The following is a 15588-nucleotide window of genomic DNA, read 5'->3' as shown; positions in this document are numbered from 1 at the left end:
AATTGCTATCCATTGTTGGGCGCGCAAGACCCGTACAGGTGAAAAGTTAGAAGCCGACTGGCCGGAGGGCAAGACGCCAAATCGGCCGCCATTCGACTCCGTCCGGTCGCAGTCCGTTCGGCGTAATACGCGGCTTCTTACGGTGCAATGTCCCCGCGCGTTCGGTGGATATTGACACCGCGTGTAGCGCTCATGACACGCACTGAATGCGCAGGTCCCGGCCACCCGTCCGGCCCGGCGTCCCGAGGGGTCGGATTTTCACGGACGGATCGGTCCCGGCGACCGGCTCGGACGCGAGCGGCCCTCATCAGTGCGGAAAGGCCCCCGGTCCGCACCCTCGCCCGGACCCGCCGCGGCCGATCGGTTACCGTACCGCCGTGACCATCGTGGAGACCGTGCTCGTCTTCGCGCTGATCCCGCTGGCCATCTACGGCGTGATCACGCTACTGACGCTGAGGCAGAAGGCCACCCGCATCACGCGGTACCGCCCGGGCCAGGACTGGGGCTACGCGCCCGTGTGGTGGAGCGCCAACCCCGCGGGTCTCGGTGCCGACCGCCACGCCGCGATCCCCGAGTCCGCGACCGCGACGGGCGCGACGGCCAAGGGAGGCGCAAGTGGCAAGTGGTGAACTCGTCAAGCCGGTCGACCCGGCGACGCTGGGCGTCGGCGAGGTCGTGACCAACAGCGGTCGCGTGTCCGCCGCACGCATGTACACGCCGTCCGCGCCGAGCCTGCCGTTCACGGCCGTGCAGCTCGCGACCCTGGACGAGGTGCTGACCGTGGCCGGGCGCACGACCGGCCTGGACTTCAGCGTCTACCTGGGCGCTCTCGGCCCGGACAGTCGCGCCAAGGCCAAGGAGCTGCACGCCGCCACGGCGCGTCCCGCACACGCCGTCGTCATCGCGGTGTCGCCCGGCGAACGCGCGGTCGAGATCGTCACCGGCGAGGAGTCGCACCGCCGGCTGCCCGACCGCGGCGCGAAGCTCGCCGTGATGAGCATGGTGGCCTCCTTCAAGGAGGGCGACCTCGTGGGCGGCCTCGTCGGCGCCCTGCGCATGCTCACCGACCAGGCGGGCCACGCACCCAAGTCCTGACACGCCAAGACGAGAAGCCCCGGAGAATCTCCGGGGCTTCTCGTCGTACCGGGGTCAGGAACGGTCGAACTCCTGGGCCGCCAACGCGCGCACGATTCCCGCCCGTCCCTCGGACACCAGGCGGCGCAGGGCCGGCGGGCGCTCCTCGGCGAGCCACGCGTCGGCCGCGCCCACGGTCTCCCGCGAGATCGACCACGACGGGAACAGGCCGACCACCACGGACTGGGCCCGCTCGCTGGACCGGCGCTCCCAGACCTCGGCGACGTCGGCGAAGTACCGCGCCACGAACGGCTGGAGCAGCGCCTTCTGCGACGGGTGCTGGATGCCGCCGACGACGGCCTCGCTCACCGCGTTGGGCAGCTCGTCGTCGTTGACCGCCCGGTCCCACGCCTCTTCCTTGGCCGCCACGGTCGGCCGCAGCGCCCGCGCCGACTCGGCCCGCCGCCGACCGGTGGCCGTCGGGTCGCGCTCCTCCTCGGCCGCGATCTCGGGCAGGTCCGCCGCACCGTGCGCGACCAGGGCGTGCAGCAGCCGCCAGCGCAGGTCGGTGTCCACGTCCAGCCCCGGCAGCACGTCGGTGCCCGACAGCCAGCCCTTCAGCACGCCGACGGCCTCGTCGTCCAGCACGGAACCGGCGAGCGCGTTGACGAACGCGAGCTGGTGGTCCGAGCCGTGCTCGGCGACCCGGGCCAGCTCCAGGGTCTTCGCGGTGAACCGGCGCCAGCCCTCGTCACGCCACGACGCGTCGGCGTAGGAGGACAGCGCGGTCTGCGCCTGGAGCAGCAGCCGCTGCACGACACCGACCTCGGTCTCCGAGTGCAGGCCGCCCAGCACCAGGTTCACGAAGTCGCGCGCCTTCAGCTCGGCCTCGCGGGTCATCTCCCACGCGGCCGACCAGCACAGCGTGCGCGGCAGCGGCTCGGCGATGTCGGAGATGTGGTCGACCAGCGCGGCCAGCGAGTCCGGGTCCAGTCGCATCGTGCAGTACGTGAGGTCGTCGTCGTTGACCAGCACGATCTTGCCGCGCGCCACGCCGACCAGCTCGGGCACCTCGGTGCGCTCGCCGGACACGTCGAGTTCGACGCGGTGCGTGCGCACCAGCTTGCCGCTCTCGTCGGCGTCGTACACGCCGATCGCGAGCCGGTGCGTGCGCAGCTCGCCCGCGCCCGGCCGGGCACCGCCCTGGAGCACGGCGAACTCGGTGAACTTCCCGTCGGCGTCCACGGAGTACTTGGGGCGCAACAGGTTCAGGCCGGTGGTCTCCAGCCACTGGGCGCTCCACCACGACAGGTCGCGGCCGGACGCCTCCTCCAGCGCGCCCAACAGGTCGGCCAGCGTGGCGTTGCCCCAGGCGTGCTTGGCGAAGTAGACCCGCAGGCCCGCGAGGAAGTTGTCCAGGCCCACGTAGGCGACGAGCTGCTTGAGGACGCTGGCGCCCTTGGCGTACGTGATGCCGTCGAAGTTCACCTCGACGGCCTGGAGGTCGACGATGTCAGCGGCCACCGGGTGCGTGGAGGGGAGCTGGTCCTGGCGGTACGCCCAGGACTTCTCGATCTTGGCGAACGTGGTCCACGCCTGGCGGTACTCGGTCGCCTCGGCCTGCGCGAGCACGGACGCCCACGTGGCGAACGACTCGTTCAGCCACAGGTCGTCCCACCAGCGCATGGTGACCAGGTCGCCGAACCACATGTGCGCCATCTCGTGCAGCACGGTCTCGGCGCGTCGCTCGTACAGGTAGCGCGTGACGCGGCTGCGGAAGACGTAGTCCTCCAGGAAGGTGACGCAGCCCGCGTTCTCCATGGCGCCCGCGTTGAACTCCGGCACGAAGCACTGGTCGTACTTGCCGAACGGGTAGGTGACGCCGAAAGCCTTGTGGTAGAAGCCGAAACCCTGCTTGGTCTCGGTGAACAGCCGCTCGTGGTCCATGTGCTCGGCCAGCGACGCGCGGCAGTAGATGCCCAGCGGGATCGTGACGTCGCCGTCGACGAACTCGTCCCGCCACTCCGCGTAGGGGCCGGCGACCAGCGCCACCAGATAGGTGGACATCGGCTTGGTGGTGGCGAACACGTGGCGGTCCGCCCCGCCCACGCCGTCGCCGGTCGAGGTGATCGCCGCGTTGGAGACGACCTTCCAGTCGTGCGGCGCCGTGACCGCGATGTCGTACACGGACTTGAGGTCGGGCTGGTCGAAGCACGTGAACATGCGCTTGGCGTCGGCGGTCTCGAACTGCGAGTACAGGTAGACGCCGCCGTCGACCGGGTCGACGAACCGGTGCAGGCCCTCGCCGGTGTTCATGTACCGGCAGTCGGCCTCGACGGTCAGTTCGTTGACCTCCGCGAGGTCGGCCAGCGCGATCCCGTCCTCCTCGCGGTACCCCGACACGTCCAGTTCGACGCCGTTGAGCACGGCCCGGTGCACGGTCGCCGCGACGAGGTCGATCCACGTCGAGGCACCCGGGGTCCGGCTCCGGAACACCACGGTGGTGGTGGAGCGGAACGTCTCCGAACCGGGCTTGCCGCCACCGTCGGTCAGGTCGAGCTCGATCCGGTAGGAGTCGACTTCCAGCAGCTGCGCACGCTGCTGCGCCTGGTCACGGGTGAGGTTGGGTGCCGCCACTGGTCACCTCGTCTGCCGACGACCGGAGCGGAACCGGCGCCGACGTCGTAGGAACGGGGAAGGTGTCGTGTCGGTGAACACGACAGTCGCATCCAATCACGTGGAACGGGGATTGGTGGACCCCGTCGGGGGGAAGACACAGCGGGTTCGGCGGGTTGTGCACGACGGGACGCCGGTTCGGCGGACCACCGACGAACGACGGCTCATGAGGAGAAACGCACCATGTCGGCAGAGGCCGCGACGAAGGTCGACTTCTACTTCGACCCGATCTGCCCGTTCGCCTGGATCACCTCCCGGTGGATTCTGGAGGTCGAGAAGCACCGCGATCTCGACCTGAAGTTCCGCGTGATGAGCCTCGCGGTGCTGAACGCGGGCCGCGATCTGAACCCGGAGTACCGCAAGGGCCTGGAGAACGCGTGGAAGCCGGTGCGGGTGGCGATCGCCGCCGAGAAGCACCACGGCAACGAGGTGCTGCGCGACTTCTACACCGCGCTCGGCACGCGCATCCACAACGAGGGCAACAAGAACTACGCCGAGGTCATCAAGCTGGCGCTGGAGGAAGTGGGACTCCCGGCCGAACTGGCCGCCGCGGCCGACGGCACGGAGTACGACGAGGACCTGAAGGCCAGTCACCACCGCGGCATGGACCCGGTCGGCGAGGACGTCGGCACGCCCACCATCCACATCGAGGGCGTGGCGTTCTTCGGACCGGTCCTGACCCGGATTCCCCGCGGCGAGGACGCGGTGAAGGTGTTCGACGGCGCCCGCGCGTTGGCGTCGTTCCCGGAGTTCTTCGAGCTGAAGCGCACCCGGACGGGTGACCTCCACTTCGACTGAGCGCCGGCTCCGTCCGACCGCACGGCGGCGGTCGCGGCCCTGCCGCCGCCGTGCGTGAACGGTGAATCTTGACCGTTGCCGGTACTCGGCACGTTTGTGACACTTCTGATAGGAATTGCCCATCAGGTGTCACAAACCGTCGGCGGGAGTGGTCATGATCGAGGTCGTCAACCCGGCCACCGAAGAGGTGATCGGCACCGTGCCGGCCGGGACGCCCGGCTTGGTGGACGCGGCCGTGACCCGTGCGGCGACGGCGTTCCCGACGTGGTCGACCACTCCCGTCGAGGAACGGCTCGCCGTGCTCGGACGCGTGGCCGACCTGATCACCGGCCGCGCGGACGCGTTCGCCACGACGATGACGGCGGAGATGGGCACGCCCGCGACGTTCGCCGCCAAGGTCCAGGTGCCCAACCCGGTGGCCATCGTGCGCGATGTCGTCGCGGCGGCGTCGGCGGACTTCTTCGCCGCGGAAAAGGTCCGCAACTCCCTGGTACTACGGGAACCCGTCGGCGTGGTGGCCGCCATCACGCCGTGGAACTTCCCGTTGCAGCAGATGGTGGCCAAGATCGCACCCGCCCTCGCCGCCGGCGCCGTGGTCGTGCTCAAACCCAGCGAACTCGCACCGCTGACAGCGGTGTTGCTGGGCGAGGTCCTGTCGGCGGCCGGCGTGCCTTCGGGCGTGGTCGAGATCATCCACGGCACAGGACCGGTCGTAGGCGAAGCACTGGCATCCCACCCGTTGGTGGACATGGTGTCGTTCACCGGATCGACGCGAGCAGGACGCAGGGTGTCGGCCCTCGCCGCCGAGACCGTCAAGCGGGTGACCCTGGAACTGGGCGGCAAGTCCGCGAACATCGTCCTGGCCGACGCGGACCTGACGCGCGCGGTGAAATTCGGCGTGGCAGGCGCATTCCTGAACAACGGCCAGGCGTGCAGCGCACTGACCAGGCTCCTCGTCCCCGCGTCGAAACACGACGAAGCGGTCGGGATCGCCGTGGCGGCAGCCGCCCGCCACCGCCCCGACGACCCGACCCTGCCCACGACCCGCCTCGGCCCACTGGTGTCGGCGGCACAACGCGACCGGGTGACCTCGTACATCCGCAAGGGCGTCGCCGAAGGCGCCCGCCTGGCCCTCGGCGGCCCGGAGGCACCACGTGAACGCGGCCACTACGTCACCCCGACCGTGTTCGCCGACGTGCGAGCCGACATGACGATCGCCCAGGAGGAGATCTTCGGCCCAGTCCTGTCCGTGATGCCGTACACCGACGAGGACGACGCCGTCCGCATCGCCAACTCGACCGTGTACGGCTTGGCAGGCGCGGTGTTCTCGGCCGACGTCGACCACGCGGTGACCGTGGCAAAACGCCTGCGCACCGGCCAGGTCGACATCAACGGCGCCGCGTTCAACACGGCAGCCCCCTTCGGCGGCTACCGCCAGTCCGGCAACGGCCGGGAGTTCGGCCACCACGGCCTGACCGAGTTCACCGAACTCAAGTCGATCCAACTCTGACCCGAACCCCGGACCCGCTCACCCGACGGCAGTGCCCCAACGCACAACTCACGGTGTCTGAACGCATAACTCGCGAAACTCAGGAGCGGAGGAGCCCGTCCACCAGGCGGGGAACAGCGGCACTCACGTCCACCGCGGCAGCCAACTCCACATCCCCCGCATGCCCAGCCGTGATCAACTCACGCCCCGACACACACCCATGCAACACATCCACCACCGAAGACCGCGAATAGAGATCCGCGGCCAAAGCCGCCTCCACCGAAGCCGACCCGTACCCCAGCAACCCGGCCACCACGGCCCCGGCCCCCAACTGGTCCTCCACCGCCGGCCGCAACGGCCCGAGGTACGCCGTACCCGGACTGTTGACGTCCACCCCCCACCGCTCGCCCGCCGCGATCACCCCGATCGGCCCGCCGGCCGCCAACGTCCGTGCCGCCCGCGCCACCGCCCCCGCGTTGCGCAGGCACCCCACGAGTACGTGCGACCCGGTCCCCGCCGCCAAAGCCGACAACGTCGCCCCGTTGGGCGAGGCGAGATCGAGTTCGGTGCCGCGGGGCAGGTCGACCAGCGAGGACGGCCGCAAGGACCAGGAGGGGTACGACGCGGCCTGCTCCCGATCCGCCCACCGCACCGGCCGCACGGACGCACCCCGCCCGACCGCGATGTCCACCGACGTGCTGAACGACAACACGTCCACGACCACGAGGACGGCACACAGCCCGCCCAGCGCGGCGACGCCCTCGCCGCCCCACTCCAACCGCACCAGGGAACCCTCTTGTCCGAACACCGGACCAAGGATGGCAGACTCCCCCGACGTGCGTGTTTACCTGGCATCCGACCATGCGGGCTTCGAGTTGAAGGCCCACCTCGCCGACCACCTGGCCGCCTCCGGACACGACGTGGTCGACGTCGGCCCGGCGGTCTACGACGCCGAGGACGACTACCCGCCGTTCTGCATCGAGGCCGCCCGCCGGGTGGTCGCCGACGAGGGCAGCCTCGGCGTGGTGATCGGCGGTTCCGGCAACGGCGAGCAGATCGCCGCGAACAAGGTGCCGGGCGCCCGTGCCGCGCTCGCGTACAGCGTCGAGATCGCCCGCCTGGCCCGCGAGCACAACAACGCCCAGCTGATCGGTCTCGGTGCCCGGATGCACAGCACCGAGGAGGCCACGGCGATCGTCGAGGCGTTCCTGGCCACCCCGTTCTCGACCGAGCCGCGCCACGCCCGTCGCATCGGCCTGCTCACCGCGTACGAGAGCAGCGGCGAGGCGCCGAAGCTGCCCTGATGACCCCGGACCTGACGATCCGCGACCTGCTGTTCCGCGACGTCGACGGCGAGTACTCGACCGAGCCGGACACGGTCATCGACGGCGCGGCGACCGAGCCGCGCTACCTCGAACGGGTCCCCGCGCTCAAGCGGGTGCTCGCCGAGTCCACCGAGCGCTACCACCGCTACCTCGCGGTGGTGGCGCTCGCCACGTGGGGCGAACCCGAGGCGTACCCGATCGTGGAGCGGGTCGCACGCGAGGGCCGGGACACCGAGTGGTTCGGCATGTTCAAGGACGTCGAAGGCCGGGACACCACGTTCCCCACGATCGCCGGTGCCGTGGCCGAGGGCCGCACGTTCGCGGTCGTCGCGGGTGGGGAGAACCACCGGCTCGACGCCGTCCGCGCGCTGCTCGCCCGGGCCGGCGACCTGTACTTCGGCTGGCAGCTGCGGTACGCGGCGGACGACCCGCTGGTCGCCGACGCGCTGGCGGACGCGGTCGGCGCGGCGATCGGCGTCGAGCGCACCGACTTCGACGTCGAACTCCAGCTCGCCGACCTGATCACCGTTCTGGCCGGTTACGACCGCGAACGCGCCGTGGACCTCGCCGAGCGCCTGCTGGCCACCGACCGGCGCATGATCGTGCGCACGCACCTGTCCCCGGTGGTGCCGTTCCGTGCCTGAAGGCCACACCCTGCACCGCCTCGCGCGGCTGCACCAGCGCCGGTACGCGGGCTCGGTCGTGCGCGTGGCCAGCCCGCAGGAGCGGTTCGCCGCCGACTTGGTCGACGGTCGCGTGCTCGTCCGCGCCGAAGCCCACGGCAAGCACCTGTTCCACGTCTACGGCCCGGACGCGACCGTGCACGTCCACCTCGGCCTCTACGGCACGTTCGCCGAACACGAATTGCCGACCACCGACCCCGTCGGCCAGGTGCGCATGCGGCTCGTCGGCCCCACGCACTGGACGGACCTGCGCGGCCCGACCGCGTGCGAGGTCCTCACCGCCGACGAGGTGCGCGCCCTCAAGTCCCGACTCGGCCCGGATCCGCTGCGCCGCGACGCCAAGCCCGCCGAGGCGTACGCGCGGATCGCGAAGTCCCGCCAGTCGATCGCCGTGCTGCTGATGGACCAGAAAGTGCTCGCCGGCGTCGGGAACGTATATCGGGCCGAAGTCCTGTTCCGCCACGGCGTTCCGCCGACCACCGAGGGCCGGAAGATCACCTCGAAGCAGTGGGACGCGCTGTGGCAGGACCTGGTCGTGCTCATGCGCGCGGGCGTGCGCGTCGGCCGCATCGACACGGTCCGGCCCGAGCACCTGCCCGAGGTCACCGGCCGCGCGCCCCGGCAGGACCGGCACGGCGGCGAGGTCTACGTGTACCGGCGTGCGGGCCTGCCGTGCCTGGTGTGCTCGACACCCGTGGCCACCGCCGAACTCGCCGGGCGCAACCTCTTCTGGTGCCCGTCCTGCCAATCGGGCTAACGGAACGCGCCCGTCGAACGACTGCTCGTGAAGACGATAGGGGGCGTTGGCACGTGACCGATCCGGTGTTCGGCACCGACGAGGTGCGCACTGAGCAGGAGATCGCACGCTGGGCCGAAGGCGTGGCGAAGAAGGCCGAGCGGTACCAGGACCTCAACCGCCGGGTCGCGGACGTGACGATCCGCGAGGTGTCGCGCGACGGGCTCGTCCGGCTGACCGTGGACGCCACGGGCGCGTTGCGCGAGTTGGAGATCTCCGACAAGTCCCGCGAGGTGGGCGGCGCCTCGCTGGCCGCGTCGATCATGGCCACGATGCGCCGCGCCCAGTCGCGGATCTCCGGCGCGGTGGCCGAAGCGGTGGCCGAGGCCGGCATCGTCGAGCCGGGAACCGCGCAGGCCCTGGTCTCGTCGTACGAGCGCCGTTTTCCGGAACCGAAGGCGGACGTGCCGCCGTGGGCCGACCAGGTCCGCCCGTCGGCGCCGCCGCCGTCCCGGAGGACCGCGCCCGACGACGAGGACTGGGACGGCCCGTCGGTCACCGAGTGAGGGGGTAGGTGCCATGAGCGAGGGGTACGAGGTCCTCGTCGAGGAATTACGAGGTCACGCCGACCGCCTGCGCGGCATCAAGGACACGCTCGACCAGGCGCTGGACGCCGCCGGTCAGGTGGGCCTGTCCGGTGCGGCGTACGGGAAGATCTGCATGATGCTGCCGCCGATGATGACCTTGATCGGGTCGGCGGGAGTGTCGTCCATCGCCGAGTGCGCGAACGCGGTCGACGCCACGGTCACCGGCGTCCGCGTCACCGCGACCGACTACGAAGGCGTCGAGCAGGCCAACCGGGCCGTCTTCCGCGGCGGTGCCGAATGAGCAACCCGCTCGTCGTCGCCCGGCAGGACTCCACCACCGACTACACCGGCATCGGGATCGTCGAGGCCGCCGTCGACCTCGACCGCGCGCTCAACGGCGGCACGTGGGTCGAGCAGGCCATCGGCGGCGCGGCCTACGGGCTGGAGACGCTGTCGGCCGCGCTGGACCCGTTGGGCACGCTGGTCCAGTACGCGATCTCGTGGATCATCGAGCACGTCGCACCGCTACGGGACGCGTTGAACTGGCTGGCGGGCGACGCCGACCAGATCGCGGCGTACGCGGGCACGTGGCGCAACGTGGCACAGGCCGTCGACCGGGCCCGCCAGGACTTCGTCACCGAGGTCGCCAATGGCACGGCGGGCTGGACGGGGTCGACCGCGGACGCGTACCGGGCCTCCGCGTCCGCGCAGGCCGAGCACCTGGCGGGTGCCGCCCGGTGCTCCGGTATCGTCGGGACGATCGTGCAGACCAGCGGCGCGTTGGTCGGCATGGTGCGCGGACTGGTGCGGGACCTGATCGCCGCGTGCGTGGCCACGTTGGTCGCACGCATCCCGCAGTGGCTGGCCGAGGAGGCGGTCACGCTCGGGTTCGCGACGCCGCACGTGGTCGCGTCGGTCGTGGCGATCATCTCGTCGTGGGTCGCGAAGATCGCGGACAAGATCACGCTGCTGCTGCGCTCGATCGCGAAGCTGCGCCCGCTGCTCGGCCGCCTGGACGAGCTGTGGAACCTGATCAAGCAGGGCGTGCGGAACCTGCGCCGCCCCTCGTCCGCCACGCCGCACGCCCCGCCGGCCCCCGTGCGCACGCCGTCGACGACTCCGGTCACGCCGCACGGCGGCACGACCACCACGCCGTCCGCCGCACCCACCGGCGGTGCGCCAGTGTCCACACCGCCGACCGTGCACGGCACCGGCACGACCACGCCGTCCGGTGCGACCGTCCCGTCGGGGTCGCCGGTGTCCACACCGCCCGTAGTGCACGGGTCCGGCACGACCACTCCATCCGGCACGACCACCCCGTCCGGAACGCCGGTCACCCCACCTCCCACCGTGCACAGCGGCACCACCACCCCGTCAGGCGCCACCACGCCGCCCACCACTCCCGTGTCGAGCGGCGGCTCCGGCCCCAAGATCATCCGGCGGGACGACGACTTCCCGAACCCCATCAGCCCCAAGGGCCTGCGCAAGTCGCACCTCGACGAGCACGGCAACCTCGTGCCCGCCAACCCCAAGGGCGACACCAAGCCGTGGCAGCACGTGTTGGGCGGCAAGAACAAGGTGGCCAAGGAGAACAGCCCTTACACGTCGTTCAGCGTCCAAGGTGCCGACGCCAAGCTGTACGGCAACAAGGAGATCCACCTCGACCACGAGCGGCTCCAGGCCGACATCGACTCCGGCAAGCTGAAGGGCGTGGAGATCCTGCCCCCGGCCAAGGTCGAGGCGTCGTTGCAGGGCGAGGTGGACCGCATCGCCGGTCGCCCGGTCGAGATCACCCTGCCGAACGACGCCACGCCCGACCAGGTGCGCGCGTTCGCGGAAGGACTCGGCCTGTCCAAGGGCAAGCTCGACTCGTTCACGGGCCGCGTCCAGGGCATCCTCAACTCACGCCGCGACGGCGAGTGGTTGATCAAGGGCGTGGTGCCGGCCGAGTACGTCCACGGTCCTTACGATGTCTGATCCCTGGGGGGACTCCGTGCGGGAGTTGCTGTACACGGACTTCGACGGGCAGTCGGTCGACGACCCGGACGAGGTGATCAACGCGGCGTTCGACGACGGACGCTACGTGGCTCGGGTCGCACCGCTGACCGACCTGCTCGCCGCCCCCGAGGCGTCGGCGTACGACCGCTTCCTGGCGTGCTGCGCGCTGACGACGTGGGGCGAGCCCGCCGGCTACCAGGCCGTGGTGGACGCCGCCGCGTCGCCGGGGGAGGTCGTGTGGCGGGACGAGCTGATCGACCGCAAGTACTCGGTCGACGAGACGTTCGCGCACCTCGCGCACGCCGTCGGGGCATCCGAGGACTTCGCCGTCGCGAAAGGCACCGAACCGGCGCGGCTGACCGCGCTGCGGGCGTTGTTGCGCGTGAGCGACACCGAGTACTTCGACTGGCGGTTGGCCCACGCGCTGGACGCCCGCGTGCTGCCTTTCGTGGCGGACGACGTCGCGTCCGCCGTCCGGCAGGGCATCCACACCCTGACCGAGGGCCCGCGCCCGTCGTTCGACCTGGCCGCCCAGTCGGCCGACCTCGCCGCCGCCGTGACACCGTACGACGAACGCCTCGCCGTCGCCCTGGGCGGTGACCTGATGCGCGTGGACACGTCCCCGTCCGTGCTCCTGCGGCTGGTCGCGATCGTCGCCCGCGGCACCGGCCCGGTGAGCCTGCGCTACGCCGACTACCTCGCGTCCGTCGCGAACGACGAGGTCCGCTGCGCCCTGTCCGACGCCCTAGCCCGCCGCGCCCGCGAGTCCTCCACCCAGGCACCCTGAGATACGCATTCAGGCACCCTGAAACACGCACTCGGACACCCCGTGCCGAAGGCCCGGACCCCTGGGGCGGATTCCAGGGGTCGTAGCAACACAAGTGATCAACTGGCTTCGGCCAGGAGCTTAGCCAAGCGCTCGGCTGGGGTGTCCCAGCCGAGCGTTTTGCGTGGACGGCCGTTGAGTTCGGCCGCGACCGCGACCAGGTCCTCCGGTGTGTGCCCCGATAGGTCGCTGCCCTTGGGAAAGTACTGGCGCAACAGACCGTTTGTGTTCTCGTTGGAGCCGCGTTGCCAGGGGCTGGCGGGGTCGCAGAAGTAGACGGGGATGTCGGTGGCCAGGCTGAACGCGGCGTGGTTGGCCATCTCGGCGCCTTGGTCCCAGGTCAGAGATCGGGTGAGGTGGGCGGGCAGGGCCTGGAGGGTATCGATCAGAGCGTCGTGGACGGCTTCGGCGGAGCGGCCGTGAGGCAGATGAACGAGCATCACGTAGCGGGTGGCGCGTTCGACCAGGGTGCCGATCGCGGAGGCGTTGTCCTTGCCGATGATCAGGTCGCCTTCCCAGTGGCCGGGCACCGCCCGGTCCTCGGCCTCGGCGGGACGCCCACTGATCATGATCATCGGGTTGATGAACCGCGGCTGTCGTTGTCCGGGGCGGCGACGGGGTTTGCGCACGGTGCGGCCGGTGCGCAGCGCCCGAGCCAGCTCGCGACGCAGCTCGCCACGTCCTTGCACGTAGAGGGCCTGGTAGATCGTCTCGTGGGTCACGTGCATCTCCGGCCGGTCGGGAAAGTCCCGTCGCAGCACGGCGGCGATCTGCTCGGGGCTGAGCCTGCGACCCAGATGGTCCCGCACAGCCCGGTGCAGCTCGGCGTTGGCCGCCAACTTGCGCTCTTTCGGGCGGGGACGCCGGGCGTCGGCGCGGGCCTGCGCGGCATGTGGCCGGTACTGACCGTTGCCGGGGTGACGGTTACGACGGATCTCCCGGCTGACCGTGGACGGGCTCCGGCCCGGCTCGGCAGCGATCTGTCGGATCGTGGCCCTCTCACGCAGCCGGTCGGCGATGTGGATTCGGTCGTCCTCGCATGGATAGCGGGACGGTGCGGAAGGCGACGCCACCGACTGGATCGGTGACGCCGCCTTGTTCTTGCCAGACGCGTTACGCCCGTTACGCCAGCGCCTGCCGGTCTTCGGGTTGACCCCGACGAGCCCGCACGCCTGCTTGTTGGTCATTCCCCGCTGCACGAGCCGCAAGTATTCGGCCCGCTCCGCAGCCAACTTCCGAGGCCCCTGAGGCTTCCGCACCGCCCGGATCTGAAAGTCCATCGCATCCCCTGAACTGGAGTGATGCAACGACTCCTAGAACCCAAGCTGGGGGTCCGGGCCTTCGGCACGCGAGCCGTCAGAAGTCGAAACCGCCGAAGTCGCCCCCGAAATCCCCGCCGAAGTCGCCGCCCACGTCACCGCCGACATCCCCGCCCGCGTCACCGCCGAAGTCGCCCCCGTCGGCCGAACCGTCGGCGAACCCGTCCGCGTAGGCGGCGTCCAACGCGTCCGGCGAGACACCGGCCATGCCCGAGAACATGGCGTCGAACAGCAGGAACGTACCCACGCCCCAGGCGCCGGCGACCAGCGCGGGCTTCCACCACGGCTCGCTGTACCAGCCCTGCGGCACGGGCCGCCCGGCGACCATGCCGCCGGGGTAGTAGTGCGGCGTGCGCGCACCCGGACGCGGGGACGCCGCGTAGCCGCGCCCCTCGACCGTGACGTCCCGGTCCTCGGACACCCGACCGGCCCGGCTCTGCCCGCTCAGGTCCGGCAGCTCGGGACCGGGGTCGAGGCCCATCGCGGTCCGGGCCGCGCGCACGTAGTACAGGCCCTCCATCGCGGTCCGGGTCACCAGCCGGCACTGCTCGAGCGTGCGCGCGGACTCCATCTGCCCGCCGGCGGCCGTGAACCGTTCCGACGCGTCCGCGAGCGCCTGCTTGGACGCTTCGTCCGTGCCGATCAGGTTCATCACCTGGCCGCCGAGGCGCTCGACCCAGCGCCGTGCCTCGGCCCGCGCGTCCTCCAGCTCCCGACGTCGGGCCGCCGCACGCGTCGTGGCGAAGTACCAGAGGCCGCCCGCGGCGACGACGAGCAGCAAGAGCCAGACCAAGGTGCCCATGGGGACCCTCCCGTCCTCGATGCCCGGTCAACGCCCAAACGGGTCCGACCGGTTCCCGATCGGCCTAGAAGATCTCGTGGCAGTGCGGGTCGTGGTCGCCCAGGAACGCGGATGACAGGGCACGCAGCGAGCCGGGCGTGACCTCGGCCACGAGTTGGGCGCCGGTGAGCGAGGTGAGCCGCTGGCCGCCGAGGAAGGCGGACCCCAGTGCCCGCACGTCGAGCACCACGTCGGCCTCGTCCGGCGTGCGGGTGACCTCGGCGACACCGTCGCGGACGGTCAGGCGCCAACGGTCGGTGTTCCACGGGCAGAGGTCGTCGGCGACCTCGAGCACGAGGTCCACGTCGGACGAGTAGGTCCGCGATGCCAGCGCGCGGTCGACGTCCACGATCCGCACCCACAGCGAGTCGGACCGGCGGCGGCGGATCAGCCGGGAGTCGGCGAGCAGGTGCACGATCGGGTCGTCGGTGGCCGCCACCGAGTACTTGATCTCCCCGATGAGGTCGGCGTCGAGCACGTGCCGGTAGAGCGCGGCCGTGGCCTCGGGTGTCGCGGCGACGAACTCGCGGACGTGGAGTTCGCCGCGTGGTCCCCGGTCCTGCCAGTCTGCTTTGAGCCGGTAGACCACGTAGCCGTCGGGGTGCAGGGCGTAGCGGTAGGCGCTCTGGCCGTGGCGGTCCCACTCGTCGTCGGACAGGAAGTAGGCCCACTGCACGTCGTTGCGGCTGATCCAGCCGGTGCGGGTGGGGCGGACGCGTTCGTAGAGGTCCTTGACGAGCGGCAACGCCTCGTCGCGTGCGACAAGGCGCACCCGGTCGGTGCCGATGTCGACGCGGGGGCGGAAGGCGGCCCGCTGCGGGATTTCCAGTCGGACGACCTCGGAGGCCATGGCGTAGCCGAAGCGGCCGTAGATGGCGGCTTCGGAGGCCCAGAGCGCCGCGACGGGTTCGCCGCCGTCGTGCAGGGCGGTGAGCTGTTCGGTCATGAGCCGCCGCAGCACGCCGCGACGCCGGTGGCCGGGATCGACGACGACGGTCGTCACGGCGGCGAACGGTCGGGGTCCGGTGCCGGGCAGGGTGAGGTGGCGCGTCTGGACGCCGGCGGCGCCGAGCAGCGCACCGTCCTCGAACACGCCATGCGTCCGGTCCGGCTCGTGGAGCCCGGTCCACCGTCCGATCCGTTCCTCGGGGGTGTCGAGCATGAAGGCGGCGACCGTCAGGCGCGCGTGGGGGAGGAGTTCGTCTTCGGTGAGGGTGCGCACGGTGAACGACATGC

At 71.0% G+C, this 15588-nt stretch carries 16 protein-coding genes; 11 read left to right on the top strand and 5 right to left on the bottom strand.

What is annotated here, in order from left to right:
• Positions 1-377 precede the first annotated feature (377 nt).
• Positions 378-629 carry an aa3-type cytochrome oxidase subunit CtaJ gene (ctaJ, locus tag F4559_RS26400; protein WP_184673125.1) on the top strand — a complete coding sequence of 84 codons (252 nt, stop codon included), beginning with the start codon at positions 378-380 and terminating at the stop codon, positions 627-629.
• The gene (locus tag F4559_RS26395; protein ID WP_184673123.1) at positions 616-1095 is read left to right on the top strand and encodes a DUF5130 family protein; all 480 of its coding nucleotides are present in this window, start codon (positions 616-618) and stop codon (positions 1093-1095) included. Before ctaJ ends, F4559_RS26395 begins: the two co-directional genes overlap by 14 nt.
• Positions 1096-1149: 54 nt before the next feature.
• On the opposite strand, the gene pepN is transcribed toward F4559_RS26395, so the two are convergent.
• Positions 1150-3711, bottom strand: a complete 2562-nt coding sequence (gene pepN / locus F4559_RS26390) for an aminopeptidase N (protein ID WP_184673121.1) — start codon at positions 3709-3711, stop codon at positions 1150-1152.
• Positions 3712-3933: 222 nt separating this feature from the next.
• Between pepN and F4559_RS26385 the strand changes: the two genes are divergently transcribed.
• A complete protein-coding gene (locus F4559_RS26385) occupies positions 3934-4548 on the top strand; it encodes a mycothiol-dependent nitroreductase Rv2466c family protein (RefSeq protein WP_184673119.1) in 615 nt (204 codons plus the stop codon).
• Between the two features lie 154 nt (positions 4549-4702).
• Positions 4703-6058, top strand: coding sequence for an aldehyde dehydrogenase family protein (locus F4559_RS26380; RefSeq protein ID WP_184673111.1), 1356 nt, complete (start codon positions 4703-4705; stop codon positions 6056-6058).
• Between the two features lie 79 nt (positions 6059-6137).
• Here F4559_RS26380 and F4559_RS26375 read toward each other — a convergent pair whose 3' ends face one another.
• On the bottom strand, positions 6138-6845 hold the full coding sequence (locus F4559_RS26375) for a 2-phosphosulfolactate phosphatase (protein WP_312865830.1): 708 nt from the start codon (positions 6843-6845) through the stop codon (positions 6138-6140).
• 28 nt (positions 6846-6873) lie between these two features.
• On the opposite strand from F4559_RS26375, the gene F4559_RS26370 reads away from it, so the two are divergent.
• From F4559_RS26370 to F4559_RS26340, 7 genes are read left to right on the top strand one after another with little or no spacing between them, the layout of a single operon-like run.
• Positions 6874-7341, top strand: coding sequence for a ribose-5-phosphate isomerase (locus tag F4559_RS26370; protein ID WP_184673109.1), 468 nt, complete (start codon positions 6874-6876; stop codon positions 7339-7341).
• The gene (locus F4559_RS26365; RefSeq protein WP_184673101.1) at positions 7341-8006 is read left to right on the top strand and encodes a hypothetical protein; all 666 of its coding nucleotides are present in this window, start codon (positions 7341-7343) and stop codon (positions 8004-8006) included. Before F4559_RS26370 ends, F4559_RS26365 begins: the two co-directional genes overlap by 1 nt.
• Positions 7999-8802 carry an Fpg/Nei family DNA glycosylase gene (locus tag F4559_RS26360; protein WP_184673099.1) on the top strand — a complete coding sequence of 268 codons (804 nt, stop codon included), beginning with the start codon at positions 7999-8001 and terminating at the stop codon, positions 8800-8802. The genes F4559_RS26365 and F4559_RS26360 overlap by 8 nt, the downstream gene beginning before the upstream one ends.
• A gap of 53 nt (positions 8803-8855) precedes the next feature.
• The gene (locus tag F4559_RS26355; protein ID WP_184673097.1) at positions 8856-9347 is read left to right on the top strand and encodes a YbaB/EbfC family nucleoid-associated protein; all 492 of its coding nucleotides are present in this window, start codon (positions 8856-8858) and stop codon (positions 9345-9347) included.
• Positions 9348-9360: 13 nt separating this feature from the next.
• Entirely contained in the window at positions 9361-9669 is a 309-nt protein-coding gene (locus tag F4559_RS26350) for a type VII secretion target (RefSeq protein WP_184673095.1), read from the top strand.
• Positions 9666-11345 carry a WXG100 family type VII secretion target gene (locus F4559_RS26345; RefSeq protein WP_184673093.1) on the top strand — a complete coding sequence of 560 codons (1680 nt, stop codon included), beginning with the start codon at positions 9666-9668 and terminating at the stop codon, positions 11343-11345. Before F4559_RS26350 ends, F4559_RS26345 begins: the two co-directional genes overlap by 4 nt.
• Entirely contained in the window at positions 11338-12153 is an 816-nt protein-coding gene (locus F4559_RS26340; RefSeq protein WP_184673091.1) for a hypothetical protein, read from the top strand. The genes F4559_RS26345 and F4559_RS26340 overlap by 8 nt, the downstream gene beginning before the upstream one ends.
• A gap of 98 nt (positions 12154-12251) precedes the next feature.
• Here F4559_RS26340 and F4559_RS26335 read toward each other — a convergent pair whose 3' ends face one another.
• From F4559_RS26335 to F4559_RS26325, 3 genes are all read right to left on the bottom strand, one after another.
• Positions 12252-13472 carry an IS30 family transposase gene (locus F4559_RS26335; protein WP_446689144.1) on the bottom strand — a complete coding sequence of 407 codons (1221 nt, stop codon included), beginning with the start codon at positions 13470-13472 and terminating at the stop codon, positions 12252-12254.
• Between the two features lie 76 nt (positions 13473-13548).
• Complete coding sequence (locus F4559_RS26330) at positions 13549-14313, bottom strand: hypothetical protein (protein WP_184673087.1); 765 nt, start codon at positions 14311-14313, stop codon at positions 13549-13551.
• Positions 14314-14377: 64 nt separating this feature from the next.
• Positions 14378-15586 carry a GNAT family N-acetyltransferase gene (locus F4559_RS26325; protein ID WP_184673085.1) on the bottom strand — a complete coding sequence of 403 codons (1209 nt, stop codon included), beginning with the start codon at positions 15584-15586 and terminating at the stop codon, positions 14378-14380.
• Between the last annotated feature and the right edge of the window lie 2 nt (positions 15587-15588).

It is taken from the genome of Saccharothrix violaceirubra (assembly GCF_014203755.1).
Taxonomy (GTDB): domain Bacteria; phylum Actinomycetota; class Actinomycetes; order Mycobacteriales; family Pseudonocardiaceae; genus Actinosynnema; species Actinosynnema violaceirubrum.
The sequence above is the reverse complement of the archived record's forward strand: the minus strand, read 5'-3'. Positions and strand labels throughout refer to the sequence as shown.